At 71.6% G+C, this 21486-nt stretch carries 16 protein-coding genes; 11 read left to right on the forward strand and 5 right to left on the reverse strand.

Going from position 1 to position 21486, the window contains the following annotated elements:
• Positions 1-202: 202 nt before the first annotated feature.
• From OF819_RS29260 to OF819_RS17710, 3 genes are read right to left on the reverse strand one after another with little or no spacing between them, the layout of a single operon-like run.
• Positions 203-1279 carry a DNA cytosine methyltransferase gene (locus OF819_RS29260; protein WP_416370561.1) on the reverse strand — a complete coding sequence of 359 codons (1077 nt, stop codon included), beginning with the start codon at positions 1277-1279 and terminating at the stop codon, positions 203-205.
• Positions 1266-2225: a TRM11 family SAM-dependent methyltransferase gene (locus OF819_RS17705; RefSeq protein WP_267244526.1), complete on the reverse strand. Its 960-nt coding sequence runs from the start codon at positions 2223-2225 to the stop codon at positions 1266-1268. The genes OF819_RS29260 and OF819_RS17705 overlap by 14 nt, the downstream gene beginning before the upstream one ends.
• A gap of 24 nt (positions 2226-2249) precedes the next feature.
• Positions 2250-2909: a hypothetical protein gene (locus OF819_RS17710; protein WP_267244527.1), complete on the reverse strand. Its 660-nt coding sequence runs from the start codon at positions 2907-2909 to the stop codon at positions 2250-2252.
• 469 nt (positions 2910-3378) lie between these two features.
• On the opposite strand from OF819_RS17710, the gene OF819_RS17715 reads away from it, so the two are divergent.
• The 11 genes from OF819_RS17715 to OF819_RS17765 all read left to right on the forward strand — a co-directional run bounded on the left by OF819_RS17715 (position 3379) and on the right by OF819_RS17765 (position 16996).
• Positions 3379-4170: a hypothetical protein gene (locus tag OF819_RS17715; protein ID WP_267244528.1), complete on the forward strand. Its 792-nt coding sequence runs from the start codon at positions 3379-3381 to the stop codon at positions 4168-4170.
• A gap of 403 nt (positions 4171-4573) precedes the next feature.
• Entirely contained in the window at positions 4574-4918 is a 345-nt protein-coding gene (locus OF819_RS17720) for a pilin (protein ID WP_267244529.1), read from the forward strand.
• Positions 4919-5211: 293 nt separating this feature from the next.
• Positions 5212-6987: a hypothetical protein gene (locus tag OF819_RS17725; protein WP_267244530.1), complete on the forward strand. Its 1776-nt coding sequence runs from the start codon at positions 5212-5214 to the stop codon at positions 6985-6987.
• Positions 6984-7931: a PrgI family protein gene (locus OF819_RS17730; RefSeq protein ID WP_267244531.1), complete on the forward strand. Its 948-nt coding sequence runs from the start codon at positions 6984-6986 to the stop codon at positions 7929-7931. The genes OF819_RS17725 and OF819_RS17730 overlap by 4 nt, the downstream gene beginning before the upstream one ends.
• Complete coding sequence (locus tag OF819_RS17735; RefSeq protein ID WP_267244532.1) at positions 7928-9778, forward strand: VirB4 family type IV secretion system protein; 1851 nt, start codon at positions 7928-7930, stop codon at positions 9776-9778. The genes OF819_RS17730 and OF819_RS17735 overlap by 4 nt, the downstream gene beginning before the upstream one ends.
• Positions 9775-12159, forward strand: coding sequence for a helicase HerA domain-containing protein (locus OF819_RS17740; RefSeq protein WP_267244533.1), 2385 nt, complete (start codon positions 9775-9777; stop codon positions 12157-12159). The genes OF819_RS17735 and OF819_RS17740 overlap by 4 nt, the downstream gene beginning before the upstream one ends.
• Positions 12160-12199: 40 nt before the next feature.
• The gene (locus OF819_RS17745) at positions 12200-13186 is read left to right on the forward strand and encodes a replication-relaxation family protein (protein WP_267244534.1); all 987 of its coding nucleotides are present in this window, start codon (positions 12200-12202) and stop codon (positions 13184-13186) included.
• The gene (locus tag OF819_RS17750) at positions 13183-14121 is read left to right on the forward strand and encodes an NlpC/P60 family protein (RefSeq protein ID WP_267244535.1); all 939 of its coding nucleotides are present in this window, start codon (positions 13183-13185) and stop codon (positions 14119-14121) included. The genes OF819_RS17745 and OF819_RS17750 overlap by 4 nt, the downstream gene beginning before the upstream one ends.
• On the forward strand, positions 14118-15020 hold the full coding sequence (locus OF819_RS17755; protein WP_267244536.1) for an extensin: 903 nt from the start codon (positions 14118-14120) through the stop codon (positions 15018-15020). The genes OF819_RS17750 and OF819_RS17755 overlap by 4 nt, the downstream gene beginning before the upstream one ends.
• A gap of 355 nt (positions 15021-15375) precedes the next feature.
• Entirely contained in the window at positions 15376-16185 is an 810-nt protein-coding gene (locus tag OF819_RS17760; RefSeq protein ID WP_267244537.1) for a helix-turn-helix domain-containing protein, read from the forward strand.
• Positions 16186-16402: 217 nt separating this feature from the next.
• Entirely contained in the window at positions 16403-16996 is a 594-nt protein-coding gene (locus OF819_RS17765) for a hypothetical protein (RefSeq protein ID WP_267244538.1), read from the forward strand.
• A gap of 595 nt (positions 16997-17591) precedes the next feature.
• Here OF819_RS17765 and OF819_RS17770 read toward each other — a convergent pair.
• Both OF819_RS17770 and OF819_RS17775 read right to left on the reverse strand, forming a co-directional pair.
• Positions 17592-18887: an MFS transporter gene (locus OF819_RS17770; RefSeq protein WP_267244539.1), complete on the reverse strand. Its 1296-nt coding sequence runs from the start codon at positions 18885-18887 to the stop codon at positions 17592-17594.
• A gap of 12 nt (positions 18888-18899) precedes the next feature.
• A partial coding sequence (locus OF819_RS17775; RefSeq protein WP_267244540.1) for an amino acid adenylation domain-containing protein occupies positions 18900-21486 on the reverse strand: 2587 nt, incomplete at its 5' end.

The following is a 21486-nucleotide window of genomic DNA, read 5'->3' on the forward strand; positions in this document are numbered from 1 at the left end:
GCTCGATGCGAGAGCAAGAGACGGATAGCCTCTTCGGTCTGTGCGGGTACGACGCTGTTGCCGAGGAGGCGGAGCTGGGTCGCGCGGGAGAGGCCCTCGGTGCCGGTGACCCAGCCTGCGGGGAGCCCCATCATCCACTCGACGAAGCCGGGGGACAGTCGGCGGGTGCCGGATGCGGTGGCCATGGGTGCGGGACGTCCGGTCACGCACTCCCATCGGTAGATGGCGGGCAGGTAGGGGCCCCACCATTGGGCAGGTGAGTGACCGCGGTCCTCAAATTCATTCCGCCTTTGCGCTTCGGGGTGATGCCAGCGCCGCCGCTCCCCCGTCCGACGAAGTCGGAGTGGGCAGCAAGCAGTCGACATCTGTTAGGGGGGCGATACCTCTGCTGCCGACAGCCGGACCATCGGGGGCCCGCAGCCGGGCGGTCTCCCGTTCCGGGTTCGCCCCGGTCGGTGGCTCCGAAGCAGCCAGGGCCGCCGCTGTCGATGCGAGGGTACGGCTGCCGTTGCCGTGCTTCTGGTTCGGTAAACCCTTGGCGCCATCGCTGGCGGTGGGCGTAGGCAGGAGGTGTTCGATCTCGGCGGCGAGGGTGGGGCCGTGTCCCCGGGCCCTGCGGCGGTTCGGGGGCTGGGAGCCACCGTTGGTGCCGAGGTTCGCCGTCGGGGTCTTCAGCAGTGGCGGCTGAACCGTGCGCGGCTGCCGGCCAGGCGGTGAGGAAGACGCGTTCACGGCGGTGCGGGGCGCCAATGTCAGAGGCGCGTAGGTATGTCCAGCTCGCGTCGTACCCGAGGTCGGCCAGGTCCGCGAGTAGCACGCCCAGTGCCCGCATACGGGGTGGATCGGATGGGTCTCCCATGCACCGTGCGCAGGGTTCCAGGTGGCGAAGTGTGTGGGTTCCGGCTGGGGTGGAGAGCAGGCCGCGGACATTCTCGATCACCACCAGGCAGGGGCTGAGGGTGCGGATGGCGTCGGTGACGTGGCGCCAGAGGGCTGAGCGTGTGCCGGAGGCCAGGCCGGTGCGGGGTCCGGCGACGGAGAGGTCCTGGCAGGGGAAGCCGGCGGTGAGGACGCACACGGGGTCGACCGTGGACCAGTCGACTGTGGTGATGTCGCACAGGTTCGGAGTGCGCGGCCAGTGGCGGGTGAGGATCTTGGCAGCGTGGGGATCGTTCTCGACGTGCCAGGCGACATCGGCGCGGAGCGCTCGCCGCACGCCGAGGTCGAGGCCGCCGATCCCCGAGAGGAGGCTGCCGACGAGGGGCTCAGCGGCAGTCATGCGACCTGTCCCCTGCGCAGGTGCGGGACCGGAACGTCGTGCCCTGCGCCGGCCCCCGTGTCGCTCGACGTGCGCACGTGGGCCGGGCAGGCGGGGTGAGCCTGTCTGGGCGGGTGAAGACGAGGACGTCTTCGTGTTGGACGACGGATAGGGGGATGCCTTGGCGGCGGGCGTCGCGCACGTTCTTCATCTGGAAGAACGAGGGCCGCGCGATGAGGCGGCTGTCGCGGATGCCGGCGAGGAGGGCGACGCAGCGTTCCGCGGGGACCAGGCCGGCGGCTTGTCCGGCGGCGAGGACGGCGGAGGGCAGGTCGATGAGTTCGCCGCGTTCTCGCCAGGGCCGGGTGGTGACGACGGCGGTGCCACCGGGACGGAGCATGATGCGGCACTGCTGGAGGATCTTGGTGAAGGCTTCCAGGAGCCGGTCGGTGGAGACGTGGGCGAGGTTGGAGGGGTCGTGGCTGTAGCGGTAGTCCTTCTTGACCACGCCCCGCTCGCCGGTCTCGCGGGTGGAGCGGACCTGTCCGTGTACGGAGCTGCCGTACGGCGGTGAGGTGACCACGAGGTCCACCTCGCCGTGGAGCGCGGTGGGGATCAGGTCGGTGAGTCGGCGGGCGTCGCCGCACCGCACGGTTCCGGTTGCTCCGCCACCTTCGCGGGTGGCGGCTGCGGCGGCGTTGCGGCGGGCGATGTCGGCCCACTGCTGTTCGTACTCGACACCGAGGGCGCTGCGGCCGAGGTGGATGGCTTCGACGAGGGTGGTGCCGATGCCGCACATGGGGTCGAGGACGAGGCCGCCTGGGCGGGTGTAGGTGGCGACGGCGTGGGCGGCGATCTGCGGGAGCATCTTGGCGGGGTGGGCGGCCGAGCCGGGCACGTAGCGGCCCTTGCGCTGCGCGGGGGCGGAGGTTGGGGCGGTGTTCCACACCGACAGAGGAGAGGGCATGGCGGCTGTCTCCTGGGTTGTGGTCTATGCGTCGCGGATCGCGGAGAGGGCGATCAAGTCGCAGTGCGCGACGCCGATGGAGGCGTCCTCGGGGAGGACGGGAACCAGGCGGTCGCCGACGGGGTGGCCGTAGACGACGACGGTGTGCTGGAGGTAGCGGAAGCCAGCAGTGCGGGCTGCGGCGATCAGGGTGCCGAGCGGTTCGGTGAGGCGTCCTCCGTCGCGGCGCTGGCGGGTGGCCAGGAGGAGGAAGCCGCCTTCGGGGAGGAGGCGGTGGGCGCGGTGGAAGAATCCGGGCCAGCCGTCTTCGATCGCGCCGGGCGTCGTGCTTCCGTCGACCGGCAGGTCGTCGGTGGGGGCGGGGAGGGTGTCGGGGTGGAGTTCGGCGAGGAGCATGGACGGCCTCTTCGACGCGCCCTCCTCGTCGTCGCCCGCGGTGGTGAAGGGGGTGGTCGGGATGCGGGCGTCCATGCCGGGGGCCGTGTCCGGGATCGCGATCTTGAGCAGTGGGGCGGGCCGGTGGGCGGGGCGTCCGACGAACTCGGTGCGGATCTTGTCGATCGCCCAGGCGGGCAGCACCGCGCCAGGGATGGGCGCGACGTTGGGCTCGTCCGGGTCGGGGAAGCAGACGGTCGCCGGCAGCGGGCGGGACGTACGGGCGCGGGGGGTGCTGGAGTTCGGCATGGGGTGAGCGGCGCTCGGGAGCGAGGGGCGGATCGTGCTCGTGCTGACGTGAAGTAATAGGGATTCGTCAACTCGTCTTTGCCATCGCCCAGAGCGTGTTCGATCCGCCAAGAGTTCGTTCCCCGCCACCAGGTGCGTGCGCGGGTCTTAGGCAGCGTCCATGGCATTTGCGCAGGTCATATCGTCTGCGAGCCAGTCACGAGCCACCGGCGGGCCAGCACCGAGCCACCGCTCCCGGCCGAACAGCGGGGGTCCGGATCGAAGCGAAGATTTTCTGTGTTCGATTCGCCAGCTTCCATCGAGGGCGTCGCTCCAGGACATCGGGCGAGGGCCAAGGTCGGGCCATCGCACATGCCGGACCACTGGGCCGCGGGTGACGCGGGGATGGTGTGTGGGTGGGCTGGTGGTGACGCGGCGGCCTGGGAGGGGTGTCGGCGGAAGCTGTCCACGTCGTCACGGGAGATGCGTCATGCACCACCGTCACCAAGCCCACCGAACCGACTCGGCCCGGCCTCACAGCGACCTTCGCTCCCCGCTCGGGGAGCTGGAGCAGGTGTTCCTCGCCCTGGCCCGCCGGGCAGAACCACTCACGTTCCCCGCGCACCTGGTGTGCAACGAGCCCGACCGGGCCGCGTGGCCGGTCGACCGAGTCCGCACTCACCTCGCCCACCCCTCCACCCGCGCCGAGCTGCGCGAGCAGACCTGGCGTGAGCTCGTCCACCGCGCACAGACCCTGGGTGAGCCGTGGGACATGGTGGCCGTCGCCATGACCGTTCCGGTTCTGCGGCGGATGCTGGCTCGGCTGGCCCGGCCGGCCCACTTGGAGCGCGCCGAGGTCGAGCAGGAGGCCCTGGCCGCCGTCGCCGTGACCCTGCGCAGTGTGGACGCGGGCACGGGTCGGCTGGACCGGGAGCTGTTCGCAGCGGCCGACCGGGCTGTGCACCGCCTGGTGTACGCCGCCCGCCGCCGTACCGCCCGCGAGACCGGTCACACAGCAGCCCACTTGAACCGCTTGTGCTCCATGCCGCACCTGGAGTGCGGCGGGTCGGTGGACGAGCTGGGCTTGCTGGACCGTGCAGTCGTGGCTCGTGTGGTCGACGTGGCTGAGGCGCGGCTGATCGCCCGTACGCGTCTGGACGGGGAACCGATGAGTCGTCTCGCCATCGAGCGCGGGGTGAGTGCGCGTCAGCTCTACCGCTACCGTCACGCCGCCGAGCAGCGCCTGGCCGACCATCTGCGGCGCCATCTTCGGGACCTGTAGGTGGTCCGACCGGGGGATCCTCAGTGGCGGTGTGTCAATTTCTGCCACAGACATCTCTATTCACAGTGACGGCGGCCAGTCGGGCTGAGGCCCACGCTGCCTGTTCTGATCCGGGGCCGCGGCCGATGCCCCGGAGCGGAACGCCGCCTCGTGCGGGGTGAGCACGTCCGTCTCGTGCTGACACCCGAGCACCCTGCTCCCGTTCGCGCCCCGAAGGAGGACCGCGCCCGGGGACGAGGGCCGCGTGCTCACCCCGTCGGCCGACAGCCCGATTTCCTGTCGCGCGCGGCACACCGTCCTTGTCGCTGCCCTCCTGGAAGGGACATCCACTGTGCCTTCAGAACTTCACCGCTCCATCCGGCCGCGCGCCCGTCGGGCTGCTGGGCGTCAGGTAGGACGGCTCATGGTCACCGTTGTTGGCGCCTTGTCCGTCACGCTGGCGGAGGCGCCACTGGTCTGGGCGGTCGCGGACATCCCGACGGTGATCACGAATCTCCGGAACTGGATCGTCGGCATCCTCGCCGGGGCCGCGACGCTGTTCATGACCTTCGGCGGCCTGCGCTACCTGATGGCCGGCGGCGATCCTGGAGAGGTCGAGGCGTCGAAGCGCGCCTTGAAGGCCGCGGCGATCGGCTACGGGCTGGCGATCCTCGCCCCGGTGCTCGTCACCGTGCTGCAGGGCATTGTCGGAGCGGAGGTCCCGGGTGGGGGCGGGGGCAATGGCGGCGGTGCTGGTGGCGGGCGATGAACGTCGTCCGACGCCTCTTCCGCGTCCCTCTGCTTCTGGCTGTGCTGCTGATTCCTGCCCTGGTAGCGCTCTGCGCGCCGGCCGCTGCTGTCCACGTCGCGGCAGCTGCTCCCTTGGCTCCTGCGGCTCCGGATTGGCCCAGGCCCGAACCGCAGCCTGCCCCCGGCCCCGCACCTGCCCCGTCCCCTGGCCCTGATGCGCGGCCCTCCCCCACACCGGGGCTACCGCCAACGCCGGGCCGCCCCACACCCGGCCCGACACGCCCGCCGTCCCCCGAGCCGGCGCCCGGTCCGATGCCGCAGGCGTGCGAGACGACGGAGGAGGGGTGCCAGGAGAGCGGTGGTGGCTTCGGCTTCGGGGACCTCTTCGATATCCCGGGGATGATCGTGAACGCGATCACCTCGTTCCTCGGCATGCTCATCGAGCAGATCATGAAGCCGGTCCGCGAGTTCCTCGCCGACACCCTCCTGGCGACACCCGACGTCACCCAGCACGCCGACGTCAGGAGACTGTGGACCGCCATACTCGGCATCACCGCAGGCATCTACGTGGTGTTCGTCACCGCCGGCGGGATCACCATCATGGGGTACGAGACGTTCCAGACCCGCTACACACTCCAGCAGGTCGCGCCCCGCCTCCTGCTCGGGATGATCGCGTCGGCGACCTCCCTGACCGTGATGGGCAAGGCGATCAGCCTCGCCAACGCCCTCGCCCACGCGATCATGGCCACCGACATGACCGACGCCGGCAAGGGCATGGTCGAGCGCGTCCTGCCCTTCGCCCTCTTCGGCACGGCCGGGCTGAAGATCTACCTGTTGATCCTCGCGATCCTCATGATCGCGCTCGTCCTGGCCGTCCTCGTCGGCTTCCTGGTCCGCGTCGCCGTGATGGCGCTGCTCGCCGTGGGCGCTCCCCTCATGCTGGCGTGTCACGCCCACCCGTTGACCGACCCGGTCGCTCGGCTGTGGTGGCGGGCCCTGGGTGGTTGTCTGGCGATCCAGGTCGCGCAGTCGATGACCTTCATCCTCGCGCTGAAGTTGTTCTTCGCGCCTGGCGCAACGACGCTCGGCATCCCCAAGTCGGACCAGCTCGGCACGATGCTCGCCGGGCTTGCCCTGTTCTGGGTGCTGTTCAAGATCCCCGGGTGGACGCTTCAGGTGGTCCTGCGCGGCACTCCGGCCCACCAGCCGCACGCTCCGGCCTCGGTCCGGGTGCTCAAGCACCTGGCGCTCTACCAGCTCATGAACCGGTACGTGCCTGGTGTGAGTACGCTGCGACGCCACCCCACCGGGCGAAGCGGCGGCGGAGGCGGTGGTGGTATTCGTGGCGGCCCTGGCCTGCGCCCAGGTGGACCGCCGAGCGGCGGAGGGCGGCCAGCAGGCAGCCGAGGCAGGCCCGGCGGTGGGGGCCGACCAGGAGGCAGCCAAGGTGGACGGCCTGGTGGCGGTCGGCCTCCCGCGCCGGTTCCGGCGGGTGGGCCAGGGCCTGGAGTAAGCGTGCGTAGCCGGGCTCGGGCACTGTTCAGCCGAAGCCGCGCGATTCTGGGGCCCGCTCGTACGCACCTGCGCTCACCAGCAGCGCGCTGGTCGATCCCCGGCGGCAGGGGGTCTGGAAACTCGACGATGGCCGCGAACACGGCACCGACTGCGTACCCCGATGTGGGTCCGACTGGCGCGTCGAGGCCGTCGCGCGCACGGGTGGCTCGACGTCCATCCCAAGGCCCCGCTCCGGCTGCACGGACACCTGGAGGTCCTCGCTCTGTGATCCATCCCGCCCAGGCACGGCGTACGAGGCAACTATCCCTCCCGGTGCCGGCCAAGCGCGCTCCGACGCGTCCCGCACGGTCGACTCAGATGTGGCTGCCCATCAGCGTCCAACGCATCGCCGCCGCACCTCCCCCGACCCCAGCCCGGCCGACCGCCTCAGCTCCTTCGGCTCCCGCTTCCGCGCCGGTGCCGCGTGCACGCCAGCTGGCCCTGCCGGTGCCCGCCGCCCGTGTGCGCAGGCGTCCGCCGCGTCCGATGCAGCTGCGGCTCCCCCTCGAACCGCCCCGGAGGCACCGTCCATGAACCCGTCCGACGACGCCCCGGACTCCCTGCAGGGCACCCGCATCCCCGCGGATATCTCCCGACCGGACCGCGTGTTCGGCCCATTCACCGTCCGGCAGGCCCTGATCCTCGCCAGCGCGGCACTCGTCCTGTACGGCGCGTACTGGCTGGTTCGCCCGTTCATCGAGCCGCTGGCGTACGTGGTGCTGGTGATCCCTGTCGCCGGGGCGGTGGCCGCGCTCGCGCTCGGCCGACGGGAAGGGATCGGCCTGGACCACTTCGTGCTCTCCGCGCTCGTCCACGCCCGCAGCCCGAAGCGGCAGGTGTACGCTCCCGAGGGGGTGCCTCCGCTGCCCGGCGTCGTTCCCGGCCGCTGGACGGAGGCAGCCAGACAGCCGCCCGCCGCGATGGACATGCCGTACGAGGGCGCCACGACTGACGGCGTGCTCGACCTGGGTCGTGCGGGGCGTGCCGCGCTGGCGACGTGCTCCACAGTCAACTTCGAGCTCCGCTCCGCCTCGGAGCAGCAGGGGCTTACGGCTGCGTTCGCGAGGTGGTTGAACTCCCTGACCGGGCCGACCCAGGTCCTGGTGCGCTGCCATCGCGTCGACCTGTCCCCGCTCGCCCATGACCTGCACCACGGTGCGGCCGCGCTACCGCACCCGGCGCTGGAGCGGGCGGCTCGGGCTCACGCGGACTTCCTGACCGACCTCGCCCGGGCCGACAACATGCTCGGCCGGCAGATCGTGCTGGTGGCCCGTGAGGAGAGCTTCGGCCGTCGGCCTCGGAGCGACGCAGGAGGGGGACGGGCCCTCCAGCGTGTTCACGAGGCGGCGCGTGCCCTGGCTGCCGCCGAGGTCACCGTTACGCCCATGGACGGCGAACAGTGCGCCGACCTGGTCACCGCCGCGTGCAACCCCGACACACCCGCCCCCACCACCGGACCGGAAGGGGACCACGCATGAGCCCGCGCAACCGTACTCGCTGTACCTCTGGGGAGTGCCAGACCATTGATGGTGCTCGGCTGCTGGAGGTGGCCGGGCCGGAGGCGATCGACGTACACGCCCGCACCGTGGCGATCGGCGCCCACGTAGCCACCACCCTCGTCGTCACCGGCTACCCAGCCGAGGTCACCCCGGGCTGGCTCGCACCACTGCTGAACTACCCCGGCCACCTGGACATCGCCCTGCACATCGAGCCCGTCCCCAACCCGGTGGCTGCCGCAGGGTTGAAGAGGCAGCGGGCCCGCCTGGAGTCCGGGCGCCGGGCCGGCTTCGACAAGGGCCACCTGGACGACCCGGACGTCGAAGCCGCCGCCGCGGACGCCGCCGAGCTCGCCTATCGCATCGCCCGAGGGGAAGGGAAGCTCTTCCATGTCGCGCTGTACATGACGGTGCACGCTCCGGACGAAGAGGCCCTCGCCGAGGAAGCGGCCGCCGTACGCGCGATCGCCGAGTCCCTGCTCATGACCGTGGCCCCCACCACATACCGGGCGCTACCCGGCTGGCTGGCCACCCTGCCGCTCGGCATCGACACCCTCAAGATCCGCCGCACGTTCGACACCGCCGCGCTCGCGGCCTGCTTCCCCTTCACGAGCCCCGAGCTGCCCCTGCCCACCAACGACGAGGGGACAGCGACCGGAGTGCTGTACGGGCTGAACGCGGTCTCGGGCGCGCCGGTCCTGTGGGACCGATTCGCGCAGGACAACTACAACTCCATCACTTTGGCCCGCTCCGGGGCCGGCAAATCGTACCTGACCAAGCTCGAACTGCTCAGGCTGCTGTTCACCGGGGTCACCGCCTCGGTGATCGATCCGGAGGACGAGTACGTGCGGCTGGCCGAGACTGTCGGCGGCCAGGTCGTCGCGCTCGGCGCGGACGGCGTACGCGTCAACCCCTTCGACCTGCCCACCGGGGACGTCGAAGGGGACGCGCTGACCCGCCGGGTGCTGTTCCTGCATACCTTCCTCTCCGTCCTCTTGGGCACGGAGCTGACCGCTGCGGAGAAGGCGCTGCTGGACCGGGCGCTCCTGGCCACCTACGACCGGGCAGGTCTCACCACGGACCCGCGGACCTGGCAGCGCACCCCGCCCACCCTCGCCGACCTCGTGACCGTTCTGAGCGAGGAGCAGGGCGAGACGGCAGGCGGTCTCGCGGATCGTCTCGCCCCGTTCACCACCGGATCGCACGCCCGCCTGTTCAACGGGCCGAGCACCGTCTCGACGACCGGACACCTGGTGGTGTTCGCCCTACGCCAGCTCCCGGAGGAGGTGAAGGCCCCAGCGATGCTCCTCGCTCTGGATGCCGTCTGGCGGCAGGTCCTCCACCGCGCGAACCCTGGCCGACATCTGGTGGTCGTGGACGAGGCGTGGCGGCTGATGCACGAGGGAGCCGGTGCCGCCTTCCTGTTCCGCATGGCCAAGTCCGCCCGCAAGTACTGGACGGGCCTGGCCGTGGTCACGCAGGACGACGACGACCTGCTCGCCCAGCCGCTCGGGAGGGCCATCGTCTCCAACGCCGCCACGCAGATCCTGCTCCGCCAGGCGCCCCAGGCCATCGACGCGATCAGCGACAACTTCCACCTCTGCCACGGGGAGAGGGAGTTCCTGCTCTCCGCCGGCCGAGGCGAGGCGCTGCTCCTGACCGGGGACCGCCGCCACAAAGTCGCGCTCATCAGCGTCGCCGCTCCCGGCGAACACGAAGTGATCACCACAGACCCTGGTGAACTCGCCGCCCAATCGGCGGACGACGGCTTGGCCCCCGACGGCCTCTACATCGACGAACCAGTCGATGGCGGGAGCTGGGAGTCGTGACAGGGCAGGCGGGCTCCATCCTGGTCGACCTTCTCACCGACCCGGCTGGATTCTGGACGTCGATCGGCGGCACGGGCCTGGGCTGGCTCACTGCCCGGACCCCCGTACTGGCACCCGGTGCAGTACTCGCCAGCGCCGGTGGGTTCGTTCTCACACGGCGCCTCCGGCTCCGCCAGCAGCAGTACCTGGCCAAGGACGCTCGTTGCGTGGAGATCCTCGCGCCGCCGACTGTCGCGCCTCGGGGCGGTGAGGTGCTGTGGGCGCAGCTCACCGGCCTTCTCCGCCCGTGGTGGCGCCGCGCCACCACGGGCCAGCCGCACCTCGCCTTCGAATACGTCTGGTCACACACCGGGCTGTGTATCCGCATGTGGGTGCCGGGCACCGTGCCGTTCGGGCTCGTGCGTCGCGCTGTGGAGGCGGCCTGGCCCGGCGCCCACACCCGCCTCACCGAGACCACCGCCCTCCTCCCCACCGGGAGCGACACGGTCACCGGCGGACGGCTGCGCCTCGCGCGCCCGGACGTCCTGCCCCTGCGGACCGACCACGCGACCGACCCCCTGCGCGCGCTGCTGCAGGCAGCGGCAGGCATGGGCGACGACGAATCCGCGTGCGTTCAGATCCTGGCCCGTCCCGCAACCGGCGGCGCGCTGCGGCGGGCCCGCCGTCAGGCCAGGCGGCTGAAGGCCGGACACTCCCCCGCGCGGCTCCCCGCATTGGCCGCCCTCCTCCTCCACCGCGCCCAACCTGTCGCGACCGGCAAGCAGGACCCCGAGCACTCCGCCGCCGTACGGCAGGCCGCCACGAAACTCTCCGGTCCCCAATGGCAGTGCACCGTCACCTACGCGGCGGCATGCTCCGCTCATACCGAGCGTGCCGACGACATCGTGCGTGGCCGAGCACACGCGCTCGCCTCCGCGTTCGGCCTGTACGCCGACCGCAACTACCTGGCCCGTGCGCGTCTTCGACAGCCGCAGCAGCCGATGAACGACCGACGCTTCCCGACCCGGTCCATGCTGCTGTCGGTGCCGGAGCTCGCCGCGCTCGCCCACCTCCCCTTCGAGGCGGACGCTCCAGGTCTACAGCGGGCCGGCGCGCGCTCCGTCCTGCCGCCGCCCTCCGTCCCCGAACCAACTCCTGGCGCGGGCGTCAAGCCGCTTGGCCGCTCGGGCGTCGGCGCGCGCCGAGGTGTCGGTGTCGCGGTCGCCGACGCGCGTCACCACCTGCACGTCATGGGTGCGACCGGTTCGGGCAAGTCCACGCTGATCGCGAACCTCGCCCTGGACGACGTGCGCAACCACCGCGGCGTCATCGTCATCGATCCCAAAGGCGACCTTGTCACCGACCTCCTGGACCGCCTCCCCGACACCTGCGCCGACCGGCTCGTCCTCATCGACCCCGACGACCCGCACACGCCGCCATGCCTGAACGTGCTGGACGGCGCCGACATCGACGTCGTCGTCGACAACATCACCGGCATCTTCCGCCGGATCTTCACCGCCTTCTGGGGACCGCGGACCGACGACCTCATGCGCGCGGCCTGCCTGACCCTCCTCAAGCACCGCGAGCGCACCCACCAGCTCGTCACCCTCGCAGACGTCCCCCGCCTCCTCGGCGAGAGCGCCTACCGTCTACGCATCATCCCCGCCCTCAAAGACCCAGTCCTCAAGGGCTTCTGGGCCTGGTACGAGTCCATGTCCGAGCCATCCCGGGCGGCCGTGGTCGGCCCGGTGATGAACAAGCTGCGTGCCTTCCTCCTGCGCGACTTCGCCCGCCGCGCTATCGCCGCAGGCCCCTCCACCTTCGACCTCGGCCAGATCCTCGACGGCGGCATCCTGCTGTGCCGCCTCCCCAAAGGGGCGCTCGGTGAAGAGACCGCCCGCCTCCTCGGCTCGTTCATCGTCGCCGGCACCTGGCAGGCCGCAGCCGCCCGAGCCCGTACTCCCGAGCAGGCCCGGATCGACGCCACGCTCAGCATCGACGAGGCGCACAACTTCCTGACCCTGCCGTACCCGTTGGAGGACATGCTCGCCGAGGCCCGCGGCTACCGCCTTTCGATACTCCTGGCCCACCAGCACCTCGCCCAGCTCCCCCGCGACCTACGCGAAGGCATCTCCGCCAACGCCCGCAACAAGATCTTCTTCAACGCCTCCCCCGAAGACGCGGCCGCCCTCGAGCGCCACACCCTGCCCACCCTGGCCGCACACGACCTCGCACACCTCGGCCCCTACCAGGCCGCCGCCCACCTGCTGACCGGCGGCGCGGAATCCACCGCCTTCGCCCTCACCACCCGCCCGCTCCCGCCCCCCGTGCCCGGGCGTGCCAAGGACCTCCGGCAAGCCGCCGCCGGCCGTACCGGACCACGCCCCTCCACCCGCCCCTGACACCTGCTGCCCCTCCACTCATGTCTGGTGGTGATCCGCCATGCCCGCTCTCCCCCGTCCCGCCTCCGGCCCCGGCTCGCGCTACACGGCCCGTGCCGCGACCAGCCGCTTCCGCCCGGCCCGGCACACCGACGTGGCCGTCCTCGCCCGTCTGCTCACCACCCGCGACCAGTGGCTCACCCGCATGCTGCACGAACACCGCGTCCTGACCACGCACCAGATCGCCGCCCTCGCCTACACCTCACTCCGCTCCACACAGCGACGCCTTCGCACCCTCCACCAACACACGGTCGTCGATTCCTTCCGGCCCCTGACGCAGACCGGCTCCGCGCCCGAGCACTACACCCTCGGCCCCGCCGGAGCGGCCGTCCTGGCCGCGCACGTGAGCTGTGACCTCGCCGACCTGGGCTGGCGCCCCAGCCACACCGGCCGCATCGCCTACTCCCCCTCCCTCGGCCACGACCTGGGCGTCAACGACCTCCTCGTCCACCTCGCCGCGCGCGCCCGCACCACACCGGGAAGCGGGCTGACGGTGTGGCTGTCGGAGAAGTCCTGCGCCCGCCGCTGGGGCGACATCGTCCGCCCCGACGCCTACGCCCACTGGCAGGACGATGACCGCGTCCTGCCGTTCTTCCTGGAGTACGACACCGGCAGCCAGCCCCTCGCCCGCGTTGAGGCCAAGCTCACCGGCTACGCCGCCTTCGGCTCCACCACCGGCACCCGCCCCGCCCTCCTGATCCACACCCGCACACAGTCCCGCGACCAGGCGATCCGCCGACGCCTCGCCGGCCCCGTACGCGAACTGGGCCTGCACGTCGCCACCGCCTCCGCCGACTTCACCACCACCGACCCCTGGGGCCCGTGGTGGAGCCCGCTCCAACCGGGCGACACCCGCCGCACCACCCTCACCCGCCTCGCCGCCCTCTGGCACCACCTCGCACCGGCGGACCTGGAGCCGACGGACGCCGACACGGCACTGACCCTTCCCGTACCGCCGCTGCCTCCCGCCACCCGCGCAGACGCATGAGCTCCCTGTCCACCAAGGCGACCGCCGGTGTCGGTTGCACGGTCGTGGCCCTGCCACTGCTCGGCGCGGTCGCCGTCGCCTCCGCCCTCGGCAGCCTGTTCCCCGGCGGCAGCAGTACGGCCGCAGCTCCGAGCAAGCACGCGGTCGCCGACATCCCCCCGTACATGCTGGCCCTCTACCAGCGCGCGGCACCCGAGTGCCCAGGCCTGTCATGGACGGTGCTGGCCGCGATCGGCAAAGTCGAGACCGACCACGCCCGACACCCCACCATGATCTCCTCGGCAGGCGCGGTCGGGCCAATGCAGTTCCTGCCCTCCACCTTCAAGCAGTACGCCCATCCCGTACCGCCCGGCGGCAAGAACCCACCCACCCCGTGGGACCCGGTCGACGCCGTCCACGCCGCCGCCCGCCTCCTGTGCGCGAACGGGGCCAGGAACGGACGCGACCTGCGTCGCGCGATCTGGCACTACAACCACAGCAACGCCTACGTCGACCACGTCCTGACCATCGCCGCGAAGTACGCCGCCTCCGCGCCCGAACCGGGCACCGCCGCCGGCAAGGCCGTCGCCTTCGCCCGCGCCCAGATCGGCACTCCGTACGTGTGGGGCGGCGACGGACCGGCCGAAGGCGGCTTCGACTGCTCCGGCCTCACCCAAGCCGCCTACAGAGCCGCCGGAATCAGCATCCCCCGCGTCGCCCAGGCCCAGTACGACGCCGGCCCCCGCGTACCGCGCGGCGTGCCCCTCGCACCAGGAGACCTGCTGTTCTTCGGCCCCAGCCCACGCAACATCACCCACGTCTCCCTCTACACCGGCAACGGCCGCGCCGTAGACGCACCACGCCCCGGAAAGGTCGTCCGCGAAGGAGCAGCGAATACCCACCTCGCCACGTTCCAGGGCACCACCCGCCCCGCAGCAAGGGGAGGCCCTCGGTGAAGCCGCCCGCGGCCCGCGAGGCCATCAACCTGCTGCGGACCATGACCTGGGTGCTGTGCGCCGTCGGACTCCTCGCGCTGGTGTTCACGACCGTCAACGTCACCCGCTTCGCCACCACCCGCGACGTCCCCCTGCCCATCGCGGTCCTCCTCGACCCAATGATCGGTACCGCCCTCGCCGGCGTCATCTACGTCGACGCTCGCCTCGCCTCCTGGGGCATCCGCCCGCCCGGCTGGTCCACCACCCTGCGCTGGGGCGCCGGCTTCACCGCCGCCCTGATGAACACCTGGGAGAGCCTGTGGCCCGACGGACAGATCGGCTGGCCACGCAAGGCCGATCCCGCAGCGGTACTCCTCCATCTGACCCCCGCTCTACTGCTGATCGCCCTAACGGAGACGATCGCCGCGTACCGAAGAACCGTCACCGACCTCCTCGACCGGGCCGATCCCACCGATCGGCACGAGCTCGTTGAGCTCAAGTCAGCCCGCCAAGGCCGATCGACAGGGCAAGAGCTCGATCGGGGCGGCACACGAGACCGATCGCGGCGGCGTCCCGGAAGCCGTGCCCAACTCCGCGCCGGGGCCCGTGTTAGCGGACGGCCCCGCTACCGTCCGCCCATCAGAACGCCCCTGAACGCGCGACAGCCCGCCCGACAGCCAACCCCCTGCCCCGACGCCGCAGCGCCCGTTCAGGGGGCGGCAGACGGCGGCGTGTGGCACCGTGCCATCGCGCTGGATGAGGCCGCTCGTGCCGCGACCAGCAGACCGGTGAGCGTCTGGCGGCTGCGCACCGATCTGCACCTCGGTCCACGGCGCGCGCAACAGATCCACGCGCAGCTCCTCGCCCGCCGTCCGGCCTGCGACGATCGGCCTGTTCAAAAGCGGCGGCCTCGGCAGTGACCGGACCACCCGAACATGTCAGCCGACCGGGCACTCACAACCTCAGCGCCGTGTGCCGCTCCCCGATCGGCTACCCCGTCCGTCGTGACCGGCACGCTCGTCCGCCCGCTCTTTGATCTGGTCTTTTGGCGCATCGACCGGGCCGCTTGACTTCCCTGCCGACATCGAGCGTCCATGGTCGTGGCCGACGCACGGACCCCCGGTTCCCACGTACGAACCGCCGTGTCACGACCACGTCCGCCCGGGATCCCGCGATGCGCACGCCCCCGGACGAACACCCGCAGCCCGCATCGCCGGGCCGCACCCCGGCCGGGGACCTCCACCACTCTTCTCACAGAAGTCGAGGACCCCACTCATGTCCGACAACAGCTACGACGCCACGCGTACCCTGCGCGCCGTACCCGACCCCGAACCCCTCACCGGCCTGACCGGAGCACCCGCCGCCATCTACACCGAACTGGCCGGACGCACCGAGCCCGCGACGGCCGCCGAACTCGCCCTCGCCGCCGCCCTCGGACGCTCCACCGCAAGCAAGGCCCTGGTCACCCTGGAAGAGCACGGCCTGGCCCTGCGCACCCCCGGCGGCCACGACGGCGCGCTCCGCACCCCCGACCACTGGCGCGCCGCGCCCACCCCCGACACCACCCAGGAGACCGACGAGCACACGGAGCCCGACACCTCGGCAACCAGTGACAGCCCGAAGCCGCTCGTCGACAACGCCGACGAGTCCGACGACACCCCCGACGCGAAGACCGCGCCGGACGCCCCCAGCGAACCGAGCGACGTCACGGCTTCCATCTCCGACGCGCCGAGGGAGACGCCGCCGCAGGACAGCCAGCCCGGTCAGGTCAACGACGACGGCTCGGACGCCGGTGGGGTGACCACCTCACCGGCGGAAGCCGATGACACGACGCGCCACCTGGAGGTGGTCACCGTCCCGGGCGGGAAGCACCGCCTCGCACCCGGTGCCCTGCGGCAGATGGTCATCGACCACCTCAAGACCCACCCCGGCGAGGCGTTCACCGCCACCCGGATCAGCCGCGTGATCGAAAAGTCCTCCGGAGCCATCGCGAACGCCCTCGTCAAGCTCACCCAGCAGGGCATTACCGAGAAGGTGAGCGACTACCCGCGCACCTACCGGTGGGCCGAAGGCACCACCGAGTAGACACACCTGAATCGACGGCGGGCCCCGCTCGAGGGCCCGCCGTCGATCTCGCCGTGTCCGTGACGCCACGACCCGGTTGTGCCCGATGCCTCGCTGCCCCGGAACGTTTCGCCCCGGATGGATTTTCCGATTCGGCTGAAACCGCGCGTTGCCTGCGGCATTTTCGGAGACCAGGTCAGGCGCCGCGTGGGCCGAACGGAGATGGAGGGTGTGCGTCATGGAGAAGTGGACGACCGGGGAATTCGGTACCTCCCACGAAGGCACGGTGGGCGTGGTCCTGGTCGACGGCAGCGAGCCCGGCCCGGTCTACGTGGACATGGGGAGCGGCAGCTACGTTCCCTCGACCACGCACTGGACGATCTACGACGGCGAGTTCCGCAGGCCCCGGGCCGCGGCGCTGCGCGGCGCGTGCTCGTGCGGCTGGCGCAGGACCACCCGCTACCCGATCGACTGGTCCACCATCGGAGACACCTCGCTGGATGAAGCTGACATCGACACTGATCCCGTCCTTACTGACTGGCAAGAGCATCTCGCCGACGTCGAAGCACGCGCCGTGCCGCTGCCCGAGGACGTGCAGCACTTGCTGGAGGCCCTGGAGGGAAGGCTCGACAAGCTGGCGTACGACGCGCCGCTTGCCGCGCTCAGGATCGCGGCAACACTGGAAGGCGCGGTTCAGCGTGCCGGCCGCGTCGCCGCCTGTATCGCCGCCTCCGAGGAACGGCACTCGTGGGAGCACACCGCCACCGCTCTGGGCCTGACCGAGCAGCATGCCCAATCCCGCCTCCGCCGCTACGGCCTCCGCAGCCGCTGACGCCACACGGCCAGCGGTCGGCGCGTGCATCGCCCACAGGAGCCGCACAGGGACAGAACCGGGCGACAACGGTCAGCCAACACGGCGACCGCGGCAGGCTGTCGGGTCCGGCCGTGCCCGACCGCTGGCGTGCCGCATCCCAGAAGCACCGTCAGAAGTGACGCGTGACCCGGCTCAGCCCCTCGACCGCCGGTGGCCCTTCGCCGGCGCCGCCGAGAATGATCGTCCATGGCACCGACCGGTAACGATGTCCAGCCGAGGGGCCACGCCGGTCACGCCCGAGTGCCGAGCGACGGCTCCGCGGCCGCACCACACGGCGACGCCGGAGCAGAGACGCCGCTGCAGCCAGCGTGGGTGTACGCCTGGCAGCCAGGTGCGGTCAGCACACCAGCGGCGACCAGCGAGACTAGGCGACACGGCAACGCCAGCCTGTTTTCGGTGACCAACTCATGGGCGCCCACGATGCCGATCATTTCTGTCCGATCGCCGGACGGCGTCCAGCGCCTGCTCAGCACTCTGGCTGGGCGGCCACCCTGTACGGGGGTCCGCCCAGCCCGTCGCCGGTGGTGGGGGTGGGGTCGCCGGGGAGGGGTGGTCAGGCCGCGGTGGTCTGTTCGGCGGGGGCCGGTTCGCGGGTGCGTTCCGCCCAGCGCACGACGTACGGCATGATCAGTCCGACGACCACGAAGACGGCGCCCATCACCAGCCATCCGGGGGCGCCCCAGGTGATGCAGAGCAGGCCCAGAACGGAGGGCGCCGCGGCGCTCGCGAAGCCGTGGCCGAGGCCGAACAGACCCGAGTACTGCCCCTGCGCGTGGCGTGGCGCGAGTCCGAAGCTCAGCTCGAAGGAGGCGGCCGCGTGCCAGAGTTCACCGACCGTGTGGACCGCCACGCCCATGACGATCACCACGGCGGCCAGCTTCCCCGACATCTCGCCCGTCGTCGCGATCAGCGCCATGCCCAGCAGGAAGGCGAGGCTGGCGCGGCGGACCGCCCGGGTGGCCGCCGTGTTGGTGTCGATGCCCCGGCTCGCCCGCACCTGGAAGAAGACCACCATCATGGTGTTGACCAGCACGCACACGGAGACCAGCCAGCGCGGCGCGCTGCTCTCCTCCACGATCCACAGCGGCAGCGCGAACACCAGCACATAGCCCTGGAGGGACAGGATCCCGTCCAGCGCGGTGACCGTCACGAACGGGGTGTCCCGCAGCGCGATCCAGCGCCCCTTCCGTTCCGGCGCCTTGACGGGCGGGAGGGACGGCAGCCGGGAGATCACGGCTGCGCAGGCCACGAACGTCAGGGCGTTGCCCAGTACGAGGGCCAGATACGCGGCCCGGGTGTCCAGCTGCACGGCGATGCCCGCCGCGACGCCGCCACCGGCGCCCGCGAGGTTGCTGAGCGCCCGCATGTAGGACCGGAACTTGGTCGGGTTGGGACCGGCGAAGCCGCGTACCAGCGGTCCGCGCGCCGCCTGGCTGGCCGAGCTGGCGAGCTGGGTCACGCAGACGACGATAACGAACAGCCAAAACGTGTGGACGAACACCAGCGCCGCCATCGCCACGGCTTCCACACCGATGGTGATCAGGTAGGTCTCGCGCGGGCCCCGCCGGTCGGCGAGGTGCCCGACCGGGACTCCGGCGAGCAGGCCGACCAGGGCGGCTATGCCCATGCCGAGGCCGACCTGCGTCACGGACAGCCCCACCGACCGGGTGAAGTAGAGCGCGGCGCCGATCATGAACAGGCCGTTGCCGATCTGGTTCACGAAGGTGGCGAGCGCCAGGGTCCGCTTGGGGCCGCGCTCTGGGATCAGGCCCCGGGCGACCAGGAGGGACCCCACTCGCGACGAGTCCTCGGCCGACGTGTCGTCGGATGACTCGCTGTTCTTTTCCATGTCCTCAACCTTCTACTGGGGCAGCTCGTTCAAGCGCTCGGCCACGATTCGTCCGATCTCGCGCAGCGGTCCGGGCTGGGTCATCGCCCCGTGCTCGCAGTCGATCTCATGCAACTCGACGTCACCGGAGACGTACGGGGACCAGATGTCGCTCCTGGTGCGTTCGGCGCGGCCCGCGGTGGCGGCGAAGAACAGCATCTCCCCGTCAAAGACGCCGGAGGAGTACGAGCCCCGGAGGTTGGACAGGTCGACGAAGACCCGCGCCAGGGACGTGAGCCCGTCCGCGCCCAGACCGGCGAGCGGACTGCCGGGGTCGGCAGGGTCGTGACCGACCGACTCCACGATCGCCGGCCACACCCTCGGATCGTCGTGGGTGTACCCGGGTCCGCGCTGCCCGGCGGCTGCGGGGAACCCGTCGAGTACGGCGAGGAAGTCGACCTTCTCCCCGGTTTCCTGGAGCCGCACGGCGACGGCGTGAGCCACGGTGCCGCCGAGCGACCAGCCCAGCAGGGCGTACGGGCCGTACGGCTGAACCGACCTGATCTCCGCCACGTAGTCCGCGACGAGTTCGTCGAGGTCAGCCGGGGCGGCGTCGGCGTCACGGAACCCGCGCGCCTGAAGGCCGTAGACCGGTTGGTCCCGGTCCAGGTGCGCCAGCAGACCGCTGTAGCACCAGCTCAGCCCGATCGCGGGATGCACGCAGAGCAGCGGGCGGCGGGTGCCGTCGGGCCGCAGCGGCAGCAGTACCCCGAGCGAGTCCCCGCCCGTGCCGTGCTCGAAGCGCTCGGCGAGCAGGGCGACCGTCGGCGCCTCGAACAGCGTGCGGACCGACAGCTCGTGATCGAACGCGGCTCGGATCCGGCTGACCAGACGGGTCGCCAGCAGGGAGTGGCCGCCGCATTCGAAGAAGTTGTCGTCGATGCCCACCGCGCGCAGCCCGAGTACCTCCGCGAACAGGTCGCACAGGCGGGCTTCCAGCGCGGTGCGCGGGGCGCGCCCGTCCTGCCCGCTCTCGTACACGGGTGCGGGCAGCGCCTTGTGGTCCAGCTTGCCGTTCGCGGTCAGCGGCAGCGCGTCGAGCCTCACGAACGCGGACGGCACCATGTAGTCGGGCAGCGTCCGCCGGCACCAGTCGCGCAGCTCGCCACCGTCGGCCTCCCGGCCCTCGCCGGTCAGGGGCGCGGGCACGTGGTAGGCGACCAGGGCCGGCCCGCCGGGCATGTCGTCGCGGATCGTCACCGCGACGGCTCCGACGCCCTCGTGGGCGGCGAGGACGGACTCGACCTCGCCGGGCTCAATCCGGAAGCCGCGCACCTTCACCTGGTGGTCGAGGCGTCCCAGGAACTCGAGGCTGCCGTCGGGCAGCCAGCGCACCAGGTCACCGGAGCGGTACACGCGCGCCGACGGGTCCGCCGAGAACGGATGGGCGACGAATCGCTCAGCCGTCAGTTCCGGCCGGCCGAGATAGCCGCGCGCCACACCGCGTCCGCCGATCAGCAGCTCGCCGGGGACGCCCGGCGGGACGGGACGCCCGGCCGGGTCGACCACGTACACCTCGACGTTGGCGAGCGGCTTGCCGATGGGCAGGGCACCCGTCGTGTCGCGGATCTCGGCGAGCGTCGCGCAGACCGTGGTCTCGGTGGGACCGTAGGCGTTGACGACCCGGGGCGCCACCCGCAGCATCTCCTCGGCCAGTTCGGCGTGGAGCGTCTCGCCACCGGTGACGATCTGGAGCCGCCGCCCGGTCCTGGGCGTCGCGGCGAGTGCCTCGACGACGGGCCGCCAGGCCGACGGCGTCGCCTGGGCCAGCATGACGTCGTGCTCGTCGATCAGCTGGGCCAGCGCGGTGGGCGTGTGGACGTCGTCCCGGCCCGCCACCACGACCCGGCCGCCCGAGATCAGCGGGAGCCACATCTCGACATTGGCGATGTCGAAGGCGGGCGACGCGGTGAACAGCACCGCGTCCCCCTCGGCGAGCGGGAAGACCTCCCGCTTCGCGAGGAGCAGGTTCGCCAGCGAGCCGACACTGACCGCCACACCCTTGGGGGTGCCGGTGGAGCCGGACGTGTAGATGACGTACGCGAGGTCGTCCGGCCCGGCCGTCGGCGCGGGCGCCTGGGCGGAGGCGGCCGCGATGCGCCGGCGGTCGGTGTCTAGTACGACGAGCGTACGGGCACGGCCGTCCGCGCCGCCGTCGTGGTTCACACCGTCGCCGTACGGCAGGACTTCACGCAGGCGCTCCTCCGTGATCACCACGGGTGCGGCGGTGTCCCGCAGGATGAACTCCAGCCGCTCGGCGGGGTACGCGGGGTCCAGCGGCACGTAGGCGCCACCGGCCTTTAGTACGGCCAGCAGGGCGACGACCAGGTCCGGTCCGCGCTCCAGGCACACCCCGACCGGCACATCGGGCGCGACGCCGAGGGAGACCAGGTGGTGCGCGAGCCGATTGCTCCGCTCCTCCAGTTCCCCGTACGTCACGGTGTGCGGCCCGGCGACCAGCGCGACCGCTCCGGGCTTCCGCGCGGCCCACTCCTCCACGAGTTCCCGCACCCCACGGTCCGTGGGGAGTGCGACGGGGTGGGCGTTCCACTCCTGGAGG

Source organism: Streptomyces sp. PR69, assembly GCF_026420845.1.
Classification (GTDB): domain Bacteria; phylum Actinomycetota; class Actinomycetes; order Streptomycetales; family Streptomycetaceae; genus Streptomyces.